Source organism: uncultured Campylobacter sp., from assembly GCF_938039245.1.
GTDB lineage: Bacteria > Campylobacterota > Campylobacteria > Campylobacterales > Campylobacteraceae > Campylobacter_A.
The window spans coordinates 1-18196 of sequence record NZ_CALHVN010000006.1; the positions used below are offsets into that span (position 1 = coordinate 1).

The window sequence follows — 18196 nt, forward strand, 5'->3', positions numbered from 1 at the left end:
CTGGATCGATAGGCTGTTTGACGAAATCTTACTCGAGCGCGTCAAATTTTTAAACAGCGAGTCTACGATATTTTACAGAGACGACGTTTTTTATCTAGATAGCCCGTTTTTGGCGGTTAGCTCAAATTTCAAAGATACCGAGGACGGCATAACCGCAAACGTTTATCTACTCGAGTTTAAGGACTTTAACATCACCTTAAGCGGCGTTAGCAATGCCGATTTGAGGCGTCAAATTTACGATTTTAACGGTACGTTTTCAAGCCACGAGCTAAAAGGAAACGCTACCGTAAATCTCAAAGACGGCGAGCTAAAATACGAGCTGGGCGACATAAACGCGACTAGTCTAAGGGGCTTTATGGACGAGCTGGGCGCAAAAACGGGACTGGATAAAGAGATAAAAAGCTGGATCTACGGCTACGTCACGGCGGATAACTACTTAGTAAAATCGCTTCGGGGCAAATTTGACCTAAACAGCCAAGAGCCCTATCTAAACGAGCTTAGCGCGCAAGGTTTTTCTAAAAACGTAAAGGTTAAATTTCACGAAAAACTACCGGCCGCGACCGCCGAAAGAGTCGATGTCGAGCTAAAAAAAGGCTCGCTGTTTTTCACGCTAAAAAACCCGAAATGGCAGGGCAAAAATCTAAACGGAAGCACTCTTGAAATCTATAAAATTTTTGAAAAAAAAGGCGCGGGACTCACGCTAAATTTGCAAACCTCGACCCTTTTTGATAAAAGCGTAAACTCCATACTAAAAGCCTACGGCATCGAGGTTCCCGTCGAGCAGCTAAGCGGCAAAACGGACGCCAAACTCGCGCTTGATATCAAATTCGACCCGCTAGAGGTGACGACTAATGGTAAATTTAAGGTCTCAGGCGGCCAGACTCTGATCGCGGGAGCTAAATTTAACGTCGGTACCGCAGACGTCGAGCTTTTAAACGACAAACTAAAAATAAACGCAAAAAACACGGGGATGGATTTTTTTAGTGCGGACGCGGCGGTAAACCTTGATCTGGGCAAGCTCGCAGGCGACGTAAACGGCACGCTAAAGGGGCTAAATTTAGCATTCGGCAAGAGCGAAATTTTAAAACTAAACGCAATGCCGTTTGCGGCTAGGCTTGATTTTAGTGGCAAGGATACGAAGCTAGACATCGCTTCGCCCTCTACCGTGGGTTTAAAATTCGGCGCACAAAACGAGATAAATTTACCGGACGCAAAGAGCCTACTGCCCTACTCGCCGCTGCTAAAAAGCCTGAAAATATCTGAAGGCGGCGTAAATATAAAAACCAAGGATTTTGAAAATCTTAGCATCGAGGCTAACGACGTTAAATTTGAAACGCCGCTACTTAAAAAAGACGGCTCGCCCTACAATGCCGATAGCTTTGCGATTGGCGTAAACGCAAAGGGCGCAACGGGCAAGAGCAAAAGCGGCGGGCTAAATTTCAAAATCGCCGGCAGCAAGACGGAGCTTTTTATAAAAGAGCTCGATCTAGTGCTTAGCGGCGACAAAAACATGACCGACAAGGAAGGCGACATCGAGTTTGAGGCCAAGGGCTCAAAGCTCGTTTTAAACGATTTTAACGCGACTCTAGATCTGCTAGCTTATAGCGGCCAAAGCGCGGGCGGAGCAGTGAGATTTGACGCCAAGCCCGCCCACGGCAACCTCTCTCTCATAAAGTCAAATAAAAAATTCGAAATATCCGCAAACGACATCAGAGGCGAGTTTATCAACTCGATTTTTAACATCAAAAGCTTTGAGGGCGGCAGCTTTAAACTGCGAGTTTTAGGCAAAAGCACAGATGATTTTAAAGGCGAAGCAAGGCTAATCGGCGCCACGCTAAAAGACTACACGTTTTACAATCAGCTTCTGACGTTTTTAAACTCCGTACCGTCCTTGCTCGTGTTTAAGACGCCGGATTTTGGCGCTGACGGCTATCCGGTAAAATTCGGCAAAATTTTGTTTGAAAAAAAGGGCGATACGTTAAAATTTCTAGCAATCGAGCTAGAAAGCTCGAGTGCCGATATCGGCGGTCACGGCACGATAAATCTCGCAACTAAAGAGATCGACGTGGATCTAGAACTAAAGCTGCTAAAAGACGCTAGCTCCATCATAGACAAAATCCCGCTCGTAAATCAAATCGTGCTTGGCAAAGACCGCACGCTCTCAACCGTCATCAAGGTGCGAGGAACTCTGCAAAAACCGCAGTACTCGACGCAAATCCTGCAAGATACCTTACTTTCGCCGTTTAAGATAATCAGAAACGTACTTGAAGCGCCGTTTTTGATATTTGAGTAAATTCATAAACTAGCTACTCAACGAGTTTTTTGATACTCGATTTGTTTTTAGCAAATTTAGCTCGCAAACGGCAAAATCAAACCAGTATTTTGATCCTCGATTGATCAACAAGCTAACTTGCGACAATCTTAGCTTCTAGTCTATTGACTATAGCTCAAGTCAAAAATTTCCAAATGCGCCTTTTCTATATCCAAATTCTATCACATGAAACGTAATGCTTCCACTCCAGATACCATTTGGCGGGTAGGCTTCTTTCATCATATTTCTTAACTTATCACACCTAGGATTTTGTCCCGTAGGCATAGCATGAGGATGGTTATACCATATAACTATACCATATTTGGGCTCTTTTACAGCCTCTTGCATGTTTCCTACCCCAAAGAACATACAAGTACGCGGATTACTCATATCCTCACCTGGGAAGTAATAGTAAATCATACTCGCAGACCTGCTGTATGAATTACTATCGGCATCATAAAGACTGTCATCAAAGAAATTATCAGTTCCGCCAATCTTCAAATGCAGTCCAGTACCCTCGTCGCCTTGCAGATAATACTTACCGTTGCCATGTGCAGCAAAATACTGCTGCGTTTCTTCTATCGTATTTTGGATATTTGTAAAAGCCGCTACAACTTCCGCATCCTGCCTGCCTACGTTTAACCTAGGTACGGCTATGGCTGCTAGGATGCCTATTATGACGATAACAAAGACTAGCTCTATCATAGTAAAAGCTTTTTTTGTTGCGAACAAGCTTGTGTTTTTTGCATTTTTTCGGGCGTCTTGGGGTTTTAGCTCTGTTGCTAAGTATTTATTTACCTTTGTTTTCACTTTTCTCCTTTGTTTTAAATTTTCGCGATTATACCAAAAACGGCGTTTAAAATATCTTTATTTTCTTTGCAGGCGCGGGTTTTATCGCTTCGGCGCCGTTTTAAGCAATCCTTTTTATAGTTGCAAATTTAAGCTATAATCGCGCCAAAGCTAAATTTAATGAGTAAAAATAATAAAGCTTGCCCGCAAAAAAGGCGGCTAAATTTAAACGCTTTTAGATAAGGAAATAAAGGAATACTAAATGATTCATCACTTTGGGGATATGCTAGAGGGCAGAGACGATTACTGGGCGATGGTGCCGGGCGGCGAGCGTTTTAGGTATATGCTAAGCGGCGCGCAAGCTAACGAAAATCTAAAGATCGCTACCGTGAGCGCCGATACGCCTCTTTGGGAGCGGATTTTTGAGTGCGAAGGGCTAGAGGAGCTTACGCTACACTTGCCTAGCAAGGATCAAGTCGCCGCGCTGCCTAAACTAAAACGTCTAGAGCGCCTACGCATAACCAAAATCCAAGTAAAAAATATCGATTTTCTAGCCCGGTTGCCTCTTTTGCGCGAGCTGGTTTTGGAGTACGTCTCCGGCTTTTGCGATCTTTCGCCGCTAAGGGGGCTAAAGAACTTAAAATCGGCGCATTTTGAAAATTTACGAAGAGTGAGCGATTTTTCGGGGCTTAGCGGTATAGCTTTGCTGAGATATCTAGGCATAAACGGCACTCTTGATTGGGATCAGCCGATCAAAGACTTCGAGTTTTTAAGAGATTTAGGCTCGCTTGAGGCGCTAAGGCTCATTTGGGTGAAGTGCAAAGCGCCTTATCCTGCGCTCTTGCCGCTTGTCGCGCTCAAAAAATTAAAGAAAATAAACATCTACCCCCAAGCCTTCGCGCTAGAAGAATACGCATTAGTACAGCTTATCTGCGAGGGCGTAGAGGGCGCGAAGATGCCGCTTACGACAGAGTTTAAGGATACGGGATACGTAAAATTTTTAGGGCGAGGCTCGGGACATACCAAAATAGGAGCTAAAAACGAGGCGCAAAAGCGCGCTGAGTTTGAGCAAAAATTTGAGGCGTGCAAGCAAAAGGTGCGGGAGGTTTTGAGCCTTGGCTGCTAGTTTGCGGGTTAAATTTAGCCAAATTTGATACTCCGCGCCGCTCGTCTATGAAAGGCGCTCGCAGCTTTCCGGCAAATTTAATCAAATTTGCGCTCTTTGCTATTTCTGAACGGCAAGTATGAGCGCCATACTTAAAAACCGAGTCGAAAACAAAATCCAAAATCGCAGCGTCAATATCCGCGTAGCAAAAATTTAGCCCTTAAAATAAACTAGGCTCGTCGCGGTTTTTCGTAAATTTGTAATCTTTATAGACCGTGAAAACCGCGAACAAAATACCAAACGTCGCTGCGATACTTCGCGCCGCAAAGCCAAAAATAGTACCTGCGTCAAATTTGATGAAAACGGCGCCAAGGCTAGCAAGATAACCCAGCATAGATGCCGTACACAGATGCGCTAAATACGCTCAGGGCAAAAACGGCCTCCAATAATCAGTGCGCCGACCGTAGATTTTGCGTATTTTCTACAAATTTGCAGCCGGCTTTGGCGCTCGGCGCCGTCTTGCTGGGACTACGATTTATTAAATTTGCTTGCGTTTTAAATTTTCGCTAGCGGCTGGGGCTTTTTGCGGCGTCAAATTTAGCCTTTGATCTTCATCGTCAAAAAGCTCGCGAACGTCCACCCAAAAGCTTTCGGGCATAAAAACCGGCGAGTCTAAAATACCCGGCAAACCGTCCTTAAAAGACAAAAACTCCACGACTCTTTGGAGTCCGTCCACGGTTTTAGGCTCATGTCCGCTAGCCGTAGCACCTTTGCAAGCTGCATTTTATCGGCAGACTACTTGGCAAACGCCAAAAAACCGCGAATCGTCCGAAAACGTGAAACGCGCCGTAGCCTGCTCGCTAAGTAAAATTTGCTCACTCTCGCCGCCGCTTTCTTTACAATTCAAATTTAAACCTCGCACATCGGCGTTTGCGTCGCCGTTAAGTCAGCTTTGCAAATTTAAGCCGCCTCGCAAAATCTCCGCGCTCGCGTAAAGCCGTAGCTCGCCCAGGCTCGGCGCACCCATTGCCATCTCGAGACCATCAAATTCCGCGCTAAATTTACCGTCCGCGCTGCGCTCATTCGCGCTATAATCCCAAGCGGGACTCATTTATTTCCTTTTAAATTTATCCGCGCATTTTCCCGCACCGCACAAATCTCGCGGTCTCACGGCTCAAAATTAGGACAGTAAAATTCATCCGCCTCGCCCCAAAGCTCCTCTAGCGAGCGCCCGTCTATCTGCGGCGCGGCGTAGAGTTCTCGCAATGTGGCGAAATACCGCTCGCCGCTCGCGTTTGCGCCGGATTCGTCAGCGCATCTTTGAAACGAGCAGCGATGCGCATAGGCGATGATCATGTACTCTGCGCCGCGCAGGCGAAAGCTAAGCTCGGGCTCGCCGCCCCGGGCTACGGATTTTAGCAGCATTTGCTCGATAGTTTCAAACGAATATTTAGGCATCTAGCTTCCTTTTAAATTTATCTAGGCGCGTTTTAGAGGATAAACAAATAGGTTTGTTAAATTTGCCGCGTTTTTAGAAGTAAATTTTAAAAATTAGCTCAAATTTAAACACCGAATTTGAGCTAAAATTTGCGGCAAAATCACCGCATCTCAAGGCGCATGAGGTGCATATCCTCGCCGCCCGTGACATCAAGCTCCTGCGAGCCGCAGGCCGGACAGGTGAAGTCGTTTTCGCTAAGCTCGCCGCTAAAACCGCAGCTTTTGCACTCCACGGCGACGTTTTGCAAGACGATCAAAAGCTCGGCGTTTTCGCAGATCGTGCCCGCTTTATAAACTTCAAACGCGCTTTCTAGGTAGTGAGGTTCGACGCCGCTTAACCGTCCGATACGCACTTCAAGGCGCACGACCTCTTTCGCGCCGTTTGCGGCGGCGTTTTTCTCGCAAAGCGCGACTAGGCTTTGCACTATGCTTAGTTCGTGCATCAGCTTGCCTCGCTTGCGGACGGAGCGGATTTTATTTTTACGCACGCGTCTAGGGCGTAAATTTGATAAATTTTGCGAGCCCGCTCTCGTACCGCGCAAGCCCGAAAATCTAGCGCATTTAAATTTGATCTAGCCATCGCCGCGCCTAGCATATTCTGGGTAAAAGCTCGCCCTTTGGCGCTTCTAAAAAGCGCTTCGAGCCGTATGCGTTTTGTAAAATAACGCGACCGTTTGCGGCACCCAAAATCTCGCCGATCAAGGCTGCGTTAGCGTCAAATTTGCGTAAAATCTCAAGCGCGCGCGCTTCGTCTTTTTCATCTACGGTCAGCACGAACGTACCCTCATTGGCTAGCTCATAGGGCTCAAAGCCAAACAGCTCGCAAACGCCCGTTACTTCGTCGCTGACCTTGATATCCTCCTCGCGCACGAGGATGTCTAGGCCGCTAAATTTAGCCCATTCGTTTAGCACCGCCGAAAGACCTCCGCGCGTCGCGTCGCGCATACAAAGAGGCTTCACGCCGCCCTCTATCAGCGCCTTTACCGCGCCTACTAGCGCCTTACAGTCGCTTTTTAGCTCGCTTTGCAAATCAAGCTCCTCGCGGCTAGCCAGCACCACGGCACCGTGTCTGCCAACGTCGCCCGAGATCAAGATCTTAGCGCCCGCGCGCAGGCTTTTTAGCTCCACGCCCTCGCAGACGATCTCGCCGATACCGCTCGTGTTGATAAAAATTTTATCGCATTTGCCGCGCGGTACGACCTTGGTATCGCCGCAGACTATCCGCACGCCGTTTTCGCGAGCGACGGCGGCTAACGAGCCTAGTACGCGCTCTAGCTCGGCTATCTCAAGCCCCTCCTCGACTATTAGCGCGCAGCTTAGGTACTTTGCCTCGGCGCCGACCATGGCTAGGTCGTTTATCGTGCCGCACGCTGCGATCTTGCCGATGTCGCCGCCGTTAAAAAATATCGGCGTAACCACGAAGCTATCGGTGCTAAAGGCAAGTTTGCCGTTAAATTTAGGCTTCAAATTTGCCGAGCATTTCGCGCTCTCGTCCGCGCAAGGGTCGCTAAATTTTAGTATCGCGCTATCGTTGCTCTCGCGCAAAATTTCGTTGTCGAATATCCTAAAAATCGTTTCGTTTATGAGCGAGTTCATCTCCTCGCCGCCGCCGCCGTGGCTTAGCATTATTTTGCTCATTTTTTCCTCTAAATTTTATTGTTCGCGCCTCGTTTTTCGCTGCCAAGTCGCGCGAAGTATCGCCTGCTCGCGACTATTTCGCGACCTCGCTATTTGCCGAGGCTGGCGCAGAGCGTCAAATTTACCCCGCACTTTTGACGTCGCCGTATTTGTAGTATGCAGCACATGCGCCCTCGCTAGAGACCATGCACGAGCCCACGGGGGTTTTTGGCGTGCAGGCTTTAGCGAAAATTTTACAATCAAAAGGCTTTGCTCGCCCGCGTAAAATCTCAGGACAGATACAGGCTTTGCTCTCGCCTTTGCTTTGCACATTGCAGTCAAATTTTACCCTCGCGTCAAGCTTCGCGTACTCGGGGCGTAGTTTCATACCGCTTTGCGCGATCACGCCAAGACCGCGCCACGAGAAGTCGCACGGCTCGAAAAATTTAGCTACAAGCTCCTGCGCTTTTACGTTGCCCTCGCGCGTGACGACTCTTGCGTATTCGTTATAGACCTTGTGCGTGCCTGCGTTTTGCTGGCGGACGAGGTTTAGGATGCCGTCCATCAGATCAAGCGGCTCAAATCCGCTAACCGCGATAGGTTTTTTATACTCGGCCGCGATACTCTCGTAGATGCCGTATCCCGTGATCACGCTCACGTGGCTAGGTCCCAAAAACGCGTCGATCTTGACGTCTTCGTCGTTTAGGATAGCTCGCACGGGTGCGGGGACGGTAACGTGATTTATATGGAAAAATAGATTTTTTAGCCCGAGTTCCAGCGTCTTTTGGACCAAATTTGCGCTCATAGGCGTCGTCGTCTCAAACCCGATCGCGAAAAATATCACGCTCTTTTTTGGATTTTCCCGCGCGATTTTGATGCAGTCTAGCGGGCTATATAGCGCTCTGATGTCGCAACCCTCGCCGCGCAGCTTTTGCAGGCTAGTCGAGGAGCCCGGGACTCTCATCATATCGGCTAGAGTGCACAGGATAGTGCCCGGCATCTGGGCTAGCTTGATCGCCTCGTCTATGCGGCTCCTTGGCATCACGCAGACGGGACAGCCGGGACCGTGGACGAAATTTATATGCTCGCCAACCAGCTGCGGCAGGCCAAATTTCATGATCGAGTGCGTGTGTCCGCCGCAAATTTCCATGATATTTAGCGGCTTTACGCTCTCTTTTTTGATGAGTTTTGAAAGCGCCAAAATAAGCTCTTTATCGCGAAAATCATTGATTAGATTCACGCTTTTTCCTTTGCGTCCGGCTTGTTTGCAGCCGCTTGCATGGCGCCTAGTCCCGCGTCGCCTTCATCCGCGCCGATCTCGCCGTTTTGCATATCTTTGGCGATTTGGCGGTAGATTTCGATGCTTTCTAGCGCAAATTTCGTATCGATTTTCTCCATCGCGTAGCCGACGTGGATGAGTACGTATTCGCCAACGGCCACGGGTTGGGCTATGAGATCGAGGCTCACGCGGCGGCTCACGCCTAGCGTCTCTACGGTAGCGACGTTATCTTCGTCGATCGCGATCACTTTTGAAGGGATTGAGAGGCACATTATCTAAGCTCTTTTTTAAATTTTAAAAAATCCAGCCACTTCTCCATGCCCTCGCCCGTTTTTGCGTCAAGCTCGATGACGTCCACCTTCGGATTTAGTTTGCGAGCCTCTTTGACGACTTTTTTCACGTCAAATTCAAAATGCGGCAACAGCGAAGTTTTGGTTATCACGATAAGATCGGCGGCGCGAAACATCACGGGGTATTTAGCTACCTTATCATCGCCCTCCGGCACCGATAGCAGCACGACGTTAAAGTGCGAGCCCACGTCGTAGCTAGCCGGACATACGAGGTTGCCGACGTTTTCTACGAAAACTATATCAAGGCCCTCTAGAGGCAGATGGTGTAGCCCCTCGTGCACCATAAATGCATCCAGGTGACATGCCTGTCCGGTAGTGATCTGGTGGGCTTTGCCGCCTGCTTTTATTATGCGGTCGGCGTCTTGGTTGGTTTCTAGATCGCCCTCGACGACGCCGATTTTAAATTTACCGCTTTTTATCGTAGCTTCTAGTAGCGTGGTTTTGCCGCTGCCGGGGCTGCTCATGAGATTTACGCATAAAATCCCGTGCTCGTCCAAATGAGCGCGGTTGTGCGCGGCCTTTTCGTCGTTTTGGGATAAAATTTTAGTTATCACTTCGACCGTTTTGCTGTCGTTTAGCACAGGGTGCGCATGGCCGTGACTATGCTCGTGAGCCGCGCCGTGTCCGTGCTCGGCGCCGTGATCGTGAGCGTGCGAGTGTGTCGTGCCGTCGGCGTGAGTATGAGCGTGGTCGTGCCCGCCCAGCGAGCATCCGCAATCTTTACACATTTTGTTTCTCCTTAGCGATTTTTTGGGGTTATTATACTCTTAGATGTTAAAGAATTGCTTTAGTTTCATACTTGCGGATATTATTTCGTTGCGTTTTGTTTATATTTTGAGATTTTTATGATAGCGGCGAGGGCTTAAATTTGACTCAAATTTGAGTCGCGTCAAATTTGACGGCTCGGGCTAAATTTGAGCTCAAGTAAGTCTAGTCAAATTTAGCCCCTCTAGCCGCCCATAAATTTAACGCTTGTTAGATTCTCCGACTTTTGGCTTTTCTATTACGATATCCTTGATGCGAGCTTTGCCGTTATCCATCACGCTGATGACGGCCGTGGCGTTGAACTCCATCATATCTCGCTCCATCTGCTTTGCGCTTTTGGGCGGCATAAAAAAGGCTTCGATGCCGAAATTTGCGGTATTATAATCAACCCTGCCCGCTAAGAACGTGCCGCCCTTAGGTCGCTCAAAGCTATACTTGTCAAATTTATACCTGCCGTCTTTGTCCTGCTTTAAAACGGCGTAAATTTTTGTGCCGTGCAGCTGCTGCCTTTTGCTTAAATTTGAGTCTCTTTTATCTAGCTCGTAAACGCTCGCAAAGCCGTAGCTAAGGCGCACGTAGTCGCCGCGAAACATATCGCGCGGATCGTAAACCGTAGTTCGTATCAAGATCTCTTTACCAAAATATATCGGCGCGTATGCATACGCAAGCATCGCAATCACGGCTAAAATTTGAAATACCGCGGCGGCAAAAATCAGCTTTAGTTTCATTTCGCGCTCCTTTTTTTAGATATCCTAGAGACCCCGAGTACCACGAGCGCAAATACCAAAAATAGCGCGCTGGCGCTGACGTAATCGCCGACTATATCGACGTAGCGCACGAACGCCACCCAAAAAATGAGCGCAATGCCGAATTTCATATTATTTTGCTTGATAAGAGCGACCGCGATGCAAACGCCGATGAGCGAAAACACGCCCTCCTCGTAGCCCGCAAACGCGTCTAAGATAAAAGGCAGTGCGACCAAAAGCGCTGTGGTGGTAGCGGCGGCGTATTTTTTAAAATAAAACGCAAGCCCCAAAGATACCGCGCAAAATGCGGCAAATAGCGCTCCAAACACGCTTTTTAAAAATGTAACCCCGTTTAAAACATTTTCGTAGTTCTGGGCGCCGTAAGACCACGGACGAGAAAAATGCAAATCCTCGTAAAGCGACATATCAAAGCACAAGATACCCGCACCGCAGACGATACCGATGTTTTTAAGGTAAAAAACGAGTTCAAATTTACCCGCCCTCTCAAGTAAAAACGAAGCGCAAACGGCGAGCAAGCAGTAGCTAAGCGCGAAAAAATGAACGTCGTAAAACGCGTCCTCCACGTGCAAATCGGCTAGAAAATATCTCTCATAAAGTACGAAAGAGACGATATAAACAAACACGCTCGCAAAAAGCGCAGCCGTTAGCAACCTCGAGTCATCGCGCCAAAGAACGGCCGTGCAGGCTACTATAAATAACAAAAATCCGTGCGAGACGCCGCTAAACTCAAACTCCATCAAAAACCAAATAAGCCCCAAAACAATAGCCTGCAATGCGATGATGGACTTACGCGTCGCAAGCGCTAGTGCCAAAGCTCCGACCGCCCACAGCAGCACGCCGTCAGGCATATGCTCGCCTAGATGGTAAATTTGCGCGACTAAAATGATCGCCGCGCCGTAGCAAAAGTTACCCAGAAAAAACAGCGTCGTAGCCTGCGTCTCTTTGCCGTTTTTTTGCGCCCAAACTCCGCTAAAATTTACCGCCGCAAGTATGCCTAGCACGATGATTAGCCTTAGGGCGCGCGGCAACTCCTCCCAGTTTGCGCCTACTAACGTAAATAGCGAAAGCGCCAAAAACAGATACGCGACGAGTTTTAATATAAAGCTTCGCCGCTCGTTTGCGCCCGACAAATCTATATCGTATCTAGCCGCTATCTTGCGCGCCGCCTCGTCACTTACCAGCCCTTCTTCTCGCCACTTCGCAAGCTCGTCTGCGAGAAAATTTTTATGAAATATCATCATTTTTCTACTCCATTTATTTTATCTTCCTGTGTCGCCCCGCCCGGTAGAGCGCCGCATAGCCTGCCCCCCGACTATCTCGCGCTTTACTCAAGTCCTAAAAAACGCCGCCGCTCATCCATAAAAAACGCTTTTGCAGGCTAAATTTACCAAAAACCTCGCCCGTATCTATGCGTAAAAATAGTCGTAAAATCTGCTAAAAATCCGTTTTTGCGGTACCTTCGCAAAAATCGCAGCAAGTATGGACAAGATACCCGAGCTTTCCTTGTTTTGAGTAAAATTTAAAAAAAATTACCTCAAATCCTAGATAAATTAATCGCGCGATTTTAGCAAAAACAAAATCAAAATGTAAAGAAATAGCGAAAATACCGCAGTTTTGGGCGGCATTTTTGGCTTGCCGTTTAAATGCGGCAGACTTTAGCGGCGCAAACGGTCATAAACCGTAAAATTTAATCAGCCGGTTCTTAAAGCGCGCTTACGGGCGTTTTTATTTTAATTCTAAACGCGCAAATATCGCCCTTTTGCGGTGCAAAATCACGCCTATGCGTAAGCTTAAATCTGCCGCTTTTTGCTTTCTTTGCGCCAAGAAGCGGTAAGCGTCAGAAATTATCGCGCTTTTTAGAAGCTTAAAGAGATAAATTTTAAGCTTTGTTTTTAAAAATATGCAAAAATTTAACATCAAATAACGGCAAATTTAAAAGAGTAAATTTTAAAAAATAAAAACATCGATTTAAACGGATTAAAATTAATATCTAGTTTTAACGTAAAAGAGCATTAAACAAATAAACATAAAAATCCTGCGTAAATTATAAATAAAATTTACGCTAGAAAAATATAAAATAAATAAGCATAAAATATAAAATTCATCCGCCTAGCCCAACCAAGCCAAACGGATGAAATCTGCTAGCCTACGAGTGAGGAACGGCAGCTCTAGTGAGTTTTGAAAATTTCACACCTTTTAGTCCGCCCATTTTTTCTGAAAATTTCTCGATAGACCCTGCTTTGCCGCGCAGTATCAGAGTCTCTAGGCAGTTATCGTGATCCACGTGGACGTGAGTCGTGCAGGCGATGTGCAGGTTCGCCTTGTGCTCGATGTCCATCATTTTCACGACGAGGTCGTTTTGGTGATGTAGATAAATGAGCGTCAAAACGCCGATAAGATCCTCATCTGCGTCCTTCCAGCTGTCATTTACTATTTTTTCCCTAATCAAATCGCGAGTAAATTCGCTTCTTGAAGCATAGCCCTGAGCGCCTATCTTGCTATCTAGCTCATCTAGGAGTTGTTTTGGCAACGATACGCTAAACCTGATGATGTTTTCCACTATCGCCTCCTTAAAGAAAATATTACATATTATACATCAGGAAACTTTAATTTATATTAATGTAAATGCGATTTGACCGATAGCTATACTCGAATCATTGGCGGTAAAATTTTTATTTATGTAATAATTCTTACCTTTTTGCTTAAGAATTAAAATTACATTTTCAAGCAGGACTTTATTTTGAAAAACACCGCCTGCTAGCAAGACGTCGTTAGGCTGCGCGCAAGCTACGTCCGCTACTAGCTTTGCGAGCCCTTTTATAAAGCCCGTCGCAGCCGTTTTAGCATCGTCTTTTAGAGCTCTTTTAAAGGCCTCTTTAAAGCAAATTTTGTCACTCCTGATTTCAAACTCGTAGCAGGCATCCAAATTTGCGTCAAAAAGTGCCTCTAGGCTCATCCCCGCCTCGCCCTCGTAGCTGATGCTATCAAGCCCCAAGATCACCGCCGCAAACGCGTCAAAAATTCGTCCAAGCGAGCTGGTTTTGACGCAGTTTATTTGCTTTTCGTGCAGGATTTTTAGATTTTTTAGCTTAGCGGGCTCAAATTTGGCCAAAAACGCCTCCGCCTCGAGCTCTAGATTATATTTTAAAATCGCGGCATAAGCGATCTGCCGGATATTTTTCACGCTAGCTTCGCCGCCGATCAGTAAAATTTCGTCAAATTTGCAAACTCGCTCGTACTCCTTGCCGCGCACTTTTAGGATCTCTCCGCCCCAGACGCTCCCGTCCGCACCGTATCCCGTGCCGTCAAAGCAAAAGCCCATATACTCGCGCTTTGCGTCCAGATCGTTTTCTAAAATCACCGATAGCAAATGGGCGTGATGGTGCTGGATCTGCGTGATATTTGAGCCCAAATTTGCGGCATATTTGCGCGCCCATTTTAGGTTTAAAAAATGCGGGTGCAAATCCGCTACGATCTCGTCAAATTTTAGCTCGTAAATCTCGCTAAAAAGATTGATTAGCGCGCAAAATCGCTCATAGGTCGCGACGTTTTTTAGATCGCCGATATATGGGCTTACCATCAGCTCGCCGTCCTTAAAGATCGCAAACTGATTTTTTAGCTCCGCTCCGACGGCCAAAACGGTCTTTTCGCTCTTAAATTTCGTGAGGATAAACTTAGGATGCACGCCGCGGCTGGTGCGGATAAAGATAGGCTCGCTGCCCGCTACAAACGCGATACTATCGTCGCTTGGCGAGTGGATCTCGCGGTCGTTGTCTAGGTAAAAATCTATCACGCCGCCCAGCTTTTCTCGCAGGTCTTTTTCGTTGTAGATTATTGGCTCGCCAGAGACGTTAGCCGAGGTAGCGATGACGTCGCCCTCTAAGTACTCAAAAAGCAAGAGATGAACGCCCGTGTATGGCAAAAATATGCCGATTTTATTGAGTCCCGGCGCTAAATTTGGGGGAACCGGCGCGTCAGGCAAGCTTTGCAAAACGACGATCGGTTTTAAATTTGAGCTTAAAAGCCGCTCTTCTTCGAGCGAAATTTGAGCGTATTTTTTAGCGCGCGCGAGGTCTTTACACATCACGGCAAATGGCTTTTTAGGCCGCTTTTTTCGCTCTCTTAGTAGCCCCACCGTATCATCCTTTAAACGGCACATCAGATGAAATCCGCCAAGCCCCTTTACGGCTAAAATTTTACCCTCGTTTATGAGACGCGCGGCCTGCTTCGCGCTATCGTTATCCCGCGCCAAAACCCGCCCGAATTTATCTTTTAGAGCAAGCCTAGGCCCGCAGTTTGGGCAGGAGACGGGCTGGGCGTGATAGCGACGATTTAGCGGATTTTTGTATTCGCCGCCGCAAAATTCGCACATCTTAAACGCGTTCATCGTCGTGTTTGCGCGGTCGTAAGGCAGCGACTCGATAATCGAAAACCTCGGGCCGCAGTTGGTGCAGTTGATAAAAGGATAATGATACCTCGGGTCTGCGGGGTCGTAAAACTCGCGCTCGCAGTCTACGCATAGGGCAAAATCGGGCAAGATAGGCGCGTGTTTTTTGGCTGATTTTGAGGCGACTATCTTAAACTCGTCAAATTTCGCGTCCTCTAGCTCTGTTTTTCTCATCTCGTCGATACGAGCGAGGCTGGGCAGCTCCTCATGCAGCGCTTTTTCAAATTTTTCTATCTGCTCGTCTGGGCCGCAAAGCGTTAGCTTCACACCCTCGTCGTCGTTGTAAATTTCGCCCGCAAGGCCGAATTTAAGGGCTAGATTATAAACGAAAGGGCGAAAGCCGACGCCTTGGACTAAGCCTGAAATTTCATATTTAAAACATCTCTTCAATCAAAAACTCTTTGCTAAATTTGGCGTTTAAGCCTGTTTTTAGATGCTTTAACGTCAAATTTGCAAGCGTTTTGTTCTCAAAAAGCGAACCGCAAAGCAGCGCGTTTCGTACGCCGAGATCTTGCTTTATCGCGTCTGAAAAATCGCTCAAAAAATACGCTAGCGACTCGGCGTATCCGTAGCTAAGCAGCCTCGCATCGACGCCAGCGAGCCTAAAGCTCATGCCGCTTCTAGCAAATTTAACAACGTCAAAATGCGTTTTGTTTAGCATTTTAAAATCAAGCCTAGGCCCTTTTGCGCCGTTAAAATCGCTCGCGTTTTGCAGTAAAATTTCGCCCGCTTTTTGCGCATCGCTATCAAATCCAAGCAGCGCTCCGACCACACAAAACAGCCCGAAAAAGCCGTTTTGTACGTTTAGGTCGCCGCGCGGTAGGCTAAAGCTTTCGCCGTAATTTTGAAGCAAACTCTTGCCGCCCTCCTCGCGCTTTATCTGCGCGTAAAGCTCGTCAAAACTCGCGGGCAAGGCGAAATTTAAGACGTTAAAATCATCAAATTTGGGGTAAATTTTAACTTCATCGTCTTTAAACCTGCTTAAAAATATCCTAACTATCCCGCCCTCTTCGTCAAATTCTTTTTTTGCGAGATTAAAATTGGCTAGATTTTTATCCGCGGCGCCCTCTACCTCGCTCAAATTTGCGCGCGAATAATAAATCCTAGAGCCGCTAAAAATATATCCGTTTTCAAGCGCGGTAGCCTTAAACGGCGGCTTTTGCGCCAAAAAAGCGATAAAATTTACGCCTGCTTTAAAAAGCTTGTCGCAAAGCGCGTAGAGAAAAATATCTCTAGCCGCGCAGACGTCAAAAAACCTTGGCGAGTTTGGGTGATTGCCGCGGTAAATCGCCGTCGTTTTTAGCGTAACGGCGGGCTTTTCGTAGCTTGCTAGGGCTACTTGTTCGGCTTCGTTTGCGATAAAAATTTTGGGTAAATTTTTAAGATTTGTAGGCATTAAAAGATTAAAATTCGTATTTAGCTCGGTAAAATTTGACGCTTCAAATTCGCCGCTAATATCTTTAAATTTAACGCTCACGCCCGCGCTTAAATTTTTAAAAGCAAAATCCAAAAGCTCGTTAAAATTCGCCTTCGTTACGGGAGTAAATTTGCCGTCCGTAAAAACGCAAACATCGCTAAAAACGCCGTTTTCGCACTCTTTTAGTTCGCCTTTAAAATAAGCGCTAACGACGCTTGGCGTGATATTTGAGAGTGCATTTTGCGGTTCGCTCGTTTCGCCTTGTGGTAAATTTTGGCTCGCGTAGACCTTTGAGCCGCGCAAAAACAGGCTGTGAGGCAGCGAGCTAGAAAGCTGATCCGAAAACGCCAAAAGCTCATCTTGTGCACCCTGGACGTAAAGCGTAGTTAAATCACGCTGTTTTTTAAGGCTAAATTTTAGTCCGCTTTTTTGCGCATAAAATTTAAGAAAAAAGGCGAAATTTTTGCTAGCGCAGTCAAACTCGTAAGCTAAAATCATATCGCGCCCTTTTTTGAAAACTCTAAAGCGATGCCAGAGACGCTAAAATTTGCGATCTTTTCGTAGCTAAATCCAAGCCGCGAAAGCTCGTTTAAAAGCGTCTTTTCCATCAAATTTACGCCCTCTTGCGCCTGCGACGAGAGCTCAAAACTCATAGGCTCGATGCGTTTTGGCACGATACCTAAAATTTTAGTCCGCGGCAAATCGCCCGCAAGCTCCATCAGCCGCAATGTTTCAAGCATCTCTACCTCGTGCGCGGAGCCGTTCCAAGAAACTGCAGGCGGCATCTGCTCGTAACCGAAAAAATACACCTCTCCCGTCTCGCCGCCATCTGCGCTGATGCAGTCGGCGACTATCAAAACGTCCGCCTGAGCTATAAGGGGCGTTAACGCCATAGCTAGCGTGCCGCCGTCGATAAATCTTAGCTCCAAATTTGCGCCGTCCGCGTTAAATTTAAAGCCGCCGCGACTAGCGAGGTTGCCGCTTAAATTTGAGTTTGCGTCGTCCAAATTTGACGCGTTAATTTCATCGTCCAAATTTAATGCGGAGTCAAATTTAGCCCTGATTTTAGCGCTAAATTTATAGTTTCGCTCCATCATTTTTACAAAATGCACTCCCACGCCCTCGTCGCCAAACATCACGTTGCCGATACCTAGCACCAAAACGCGCATCAGTGCTCGTCTTTTACGTATTTGTAGCCGCTAATAATCGCGTCCATAGCTCCGTTTTTGCCTTTTACGGCGTTAAAGACGGCCATATACACGTGAATGACTACAAAAACGATGATAACCCACATGCAGACGCGATGTACCGTGCGGACGTTTGCTAGCCCACCCATTAGCTCCTCGCACTGCCTCATCGGCTCGTAAAGCAGCCCGCCAAGCCCCTCATGATAGACGTGGACGTAGAGCGCAAGACCCGTTAGGCAGATCAGAAAAAGCACGACGTAAAAGAAAAAATACGACGCGAACTGAAGCGGATTATAAACGCCCTTTAGATGCGGGTGCGGGCCTAAAAACAGGTAGTATTTTATCTGCGCTATCCAGACTTTCGGGCTAAAAAAATCAACTACGCTCACGACCTCTTTGCGGCTGTGTTTGTCGAATATAAATAGATAAAGCTTGAAAATAAAGCACGCTATCAAGATAAACCCCGCGATTTGGTGCGCCATACGCCATTTAGCATTCATAAAATTCGTCGGTTCGCTCGTGATTTCGGGACTAACGAAAACATAAGAGATATAGTATCCGCTCACGACTAAAAATGTGATGGCAAAAAACCTGATCCAGTGCGTCGCTCTAAGCCCGATGGAAAATTCATACTCGCTTTTGCGGTCAAATTTATGCTCGCTCAT

At 47.0% G+C, this 18196-nt stretch carries 20 protein-coding genes; 2 read left to right on the top strand and 18 right to left on the bottom strand.

Going from position 1 to position 18196, the window contains the following annotated elements; genetic code table 11:
• On the top strand, positions 1-2293 hold a 2293-nt coding region (locus tag Q0218_RS01735), incomplete at its 5' end, for an AsmA-like C-terminal domain-containing protein (RefSeq protein WP_297965671.1).
• Positions 2294-2452: 159 nt separating this feature from the next.
• Here the strand turns inward: Q0218_RS01735 and Q0218_RS01740 are convergent.
• Entirely contained in the window at positions 2453-3121 is a 669-nt protein-coding gene (locus tag Q0218_RS01740) for a type II secretion system protein (protein WP_297965673.1), read from the bottom strand.
• Between the two features lie 241 nt (positions 3122-3362).
• On the opposite strand from Q0218_RS01740, the gene Q0218_RS01745 reads away from it, so the two are divergent.
• Positions 3363-4226 (top strand): leucine-rich repeat domain-containing protein, encoded by an 864-nt coding sequence (locus Q0218_RS01745; RefSeq protein WP_297965675.1) that lies wholly within the window; start codon positions 3363-3365, stop codon positions 4224-4226.
• Between the two features lie 199 nt (positions 4227-4425).
• On the opposite strand, the gene Q0218_RS01750 is transcribed toward Q0218_RS01745, so the two are convergent.
• The 17 genes from Q0218_RS01750 to cybH all read right to left on the bottom strand — a co-directional run bounded on the left by Q0218_RS01750 (position 4426) and on the right by cybH (position 18196).
• Positions 4426-4599, bottom strand: coding sequence for a hypothetical protein (locus Q0218_RS01750; RefSeq protein ID WP_297965677.1), 174 nt, complete (start codon positions 4597-4599; stop codon positions 4426-4428).
• A 144-nt stretch (positions 4600-4743) separates the two neighbouring features.
• Positions 4744-4941, bottom strand: coding sequence for a hypothetical protein (locus Q0218_RS01755; protein ID WP_297965679.1), 198 nt, complete (start codon positions 4939-4941; stop codon positions 4744-4746).
• Between the two features lie 210 nt (positions 4942-5151).
• Positions 5152-5316: a hypothetical protein gene (locus tag Q0218_RS01760; RefSeq protein ID WP_297965681.1), complete on the bottom strand. Its 165-nt coding sequence runs from the start codon at positions 5314-5316 to the stop codon at positions 5152-5154.
• 56 nt (positions 5317-5372) lie between these two features.
• Entirely contained in the window at positions 5373-5663 is a 291-nt protein-coding gene (locus Q0218_RS01765; RefSeq protein WP_297965683.1) for a hypothetical protein, read from the bottom strand.
• A gap of 140 nt (positions 5664-5803) precedes the next feature.
• The gene (gene hypA / locus Q0218_RS01770) at positions 5804-6145 is read right to left on the bottom strand and encodes a hydrogenase maturation nickel metallochaperone HypA (RefSeq protein ID WP_297965686.1); all 342 of its coding nucleotides are present in this window, start codon (positions 6143-6145) and stop codon (positions 5804-5806) included.
• Positions 6145-6282, bottom strand: coding sequence for a hypothetical protein (locus Q0218_RS01775; protein WP_297965689.1), 138 nt, complete (start codon positions 6280-6282; stop codon positions 6145-6147). Before Q0218_RS01775 ends, hypA begins: the two co-directional genes overlap by 1 nt.
• An 8-nt stretch (positions 6283-6290) precedes the next feature.
• The gene (gene hypE / locus Q0218_RS01780) at positions 6291-7340 is read right to left on the bottom strand and encodes a hydrogenase expression/formation protein HypE (RefSeq protein WP_297965690.1); all 1050 of its coding nucleotides are present in this window, start codon (positions 7338-7340) and stop codon (positions 6291-6293) included.
• A 121-nt stretch (positions 7341-7461) separates the two neighbouring features.
• Positions 7462-8559 (bottom strand): hydrogenase formation protein HypD, encoded by a 1098-nt coding sequence (hypD, locus tag Q0218_RS01785; RefSeq protein WP_297965692.1) that lies wholly within the window; start codon positions 8557-8559, stop codon positions 7462-7464.
• A complete protein-coding gene (locus tag Q0218_RS01790; RefSeq protein WP_297965694.1) occupies positions 8556-8870 on the bottom strand; it encodes a HypC/HybG/HupF family hydrogenase formation chaperone in 315 nt (104 codons plus the stop codon). Before Q0218_RS01790 ends, hypD begins: the two co-directional genes overlap by 4 nt.
• A complete protein-coding gene (gene hypB, locus Q0218_RS01795) occupies positions 8870-9676 on the bottom strand; it encodes a hydrogenase nickel incorporation protein HypB (protein ID WP_297965696.1) in 807 nt (268 codons plus the stop codon). Before hypB ends, Q0218_RS01790 begins: the two co-directional genes overlap by 1 nt.
• 237 nt (positions 9677-9913) lie before the next feature.
• Complete coding sequence (locus tag Q0218_RS01800; RefSeq protein WP_297965698.1) at positions 9914-10441, bottom strand: GDYXXLXY domain-containing protein; 528 nt, start codon at positions 10439-10441, stop codon at positions 9914-9916.
• On the bottom strand, positions 10438-11721 hold the full coding sequence (locus tag Q0218_RS01805) for a DUF2157 domain-containing protein (protein ID WP_297965700.1): 1284 nt from the start codon (positions 11719-11721) through the stop codon (positions 10438-10440). Before Q0218_RS01805 ends, Q0218_RS01800 begins: the two co-directional genes overlap by 4 nt.
• A 905-nt stretch (positions 11722-12626) precedes the next feature.
• Positions 12627-13040: a nickel-responsive transcriptional regulator NikR gene (gene nikR, locus Q0218_RS01810; protein WP_297965702.1), complete on the bottom strand. Its 414-nt coding sequence runs from the start codon at positions 13038-13040 to the stop codon at positions 12627-12629.
• Positions 13041-13091: 51 nt separating this feature from the next.
• On the bottom strand, positions 13092-15317 hold the full coding sequence (gene hypF, locus Q0218_RS01815) for a carbamoyltransferase HypF (protein WP_297965704.1): 2226 nt from the start codon (positions 15315-15317) through the stop codon (positions 13092-13094).
• Positions 15301-16842 (bottom strand): hypothetical protein, encoded by a 1542-nt coding sequence (locus Q0218_RS01820; protein ID WP_297965707.1) that lies wholly within the window; start codon positions 16840-16842, stop codon positions 15301-15303. The genes hypF and Q0218_RS01820 overlap by 17 nt, the downstream gene beginning before the upstream one ends.
• Positions 16839-17513 (bottom strand): HyaD/HybD family hydrogenase maturation endopeptidase, encoded by a 675-nt coding sequence (locus Q0218_RS01825; RefSeq protein ID WP_297965709.1) that lies wholly within the window; start codon positions 17511-17513, stop codon positions 16839-16841. The genes Q0218_RS01820 and Q0218_RS01825 overlap by 4 nt, the downstream gene beginning before the upstream one ends.
• Positions 17513-18196 (bottom strand): Ni/Fe-hydrogenase, b-type cytochrome subunit, encoded by a 684-nt coding sequence (gene cybH / locus Q0218_RS01830; protein ID WP_297965711.1) that lies wholly within the window; start codon positions 18194-18196, stop codon positions 17513-17515. The genes Q0218_RS01825 and cybH overlap by 1 nt, the downstream gene beginning before the upstream one ends.

Bases quoted from the DNA above. Each gene is read 5' to 3' on its own strand.
- Q0218_RS01790 (WP_297965694.1), bottom strand. From the start codon at position 8,870: ATGTGCCTCTCAATCCCTTCAAAAGTGATCGCGATCGACGAAGATAAC.
- Q0218_RS01760 (WP_297965681.1), bottom strand. From the start codon at position 5,316: ATGAGTCCCGCTTGGGATTATAGCGCGAATGAGCGCAGCGCGGACGGT.
- Q0218_RS01775 (WP_297965689.1), bottom strand. From the start codon at position 6,282: ATGGCTAGATCAAATTTAAATGCGCTAGATTTTCGGGCTTGCGCGGTA.
- hypA (WP_297965686.1), bottom strand. From the start codon at position 6,145: ATGCACGAACTAAGCATAGTGCAAAGCCTAGTCGCGCTTTGCGAGAAA.
- Q0218_RS01765 (WP_297965683.1), bottom strand. From the start codon at position 5,663: ATGCCTAAATATTCGTTTGAAACTATCGAGCAAATGCTGCTAAAATCC.
- Q0218_RS01800 (WP_297965698.1), bottom strand. From the start codon at position 10,441: ATGAAACTAAAGCTGATTTTTGCCGCCGCGGTATTTCAAATTTTAGCC.
- Q0218_RS01820 (WP_297965707.1), bottom strand. From the start codon at position 16,842: ATGATTTTAGCTTACGAGTTTGACTGCGCTAGCAAAAATTTCGCCTTT.
- Q0218_RS01825 (WP_297965709.1), bottom strand. From the start codon at position 17,513: ATGCGCGTTTTGGTGCTAGGTATCGGCAACGTGATGTTTGGCGACGAG.
- hypB (WP_297965696.1), bottom strand. From the start codon at position 9,676: ATGTGTAAAGATTGCGGATGCTCGCTGGGCGGGCACGACCACGCTCAT.
- cybH (WP_297965711.1), bottom strand. From the start codon at position 18,196: ATGAGCGAGCATAAATTTGACCGCAAAAGCGAGTATGAATTTTCCATC.
- Q0218_RS01805 (WP_297965700.1), bottom strand. From the start codon at position 11,721: ATGATGATATTTCATAAAAATTTTCTCGCAGACGAGCTTGCGAAGTGG.
- hypE (WP_297965690.1), bottom strand. From the start codon at position 7,340: ATGAGCAAAATAATGCTAAGCCACGGCGGCGGCGGCGAGGAGATGAAC.
- Q0218_RS01745 (WP_297965675.1), top strand. From the start codon at position 3,363: ATGATTCATCACTTTGGGGATATGCTAGAGGGCAGAGACGATTACTGG.
- Q0218_RS01750 (WP_297965677.1), bottom strand. From the start codon at position 4,599: ATGCTGGGTTATCTTGCTAGCCTTGGCGCCGTTTTCATCAAATTTGAC.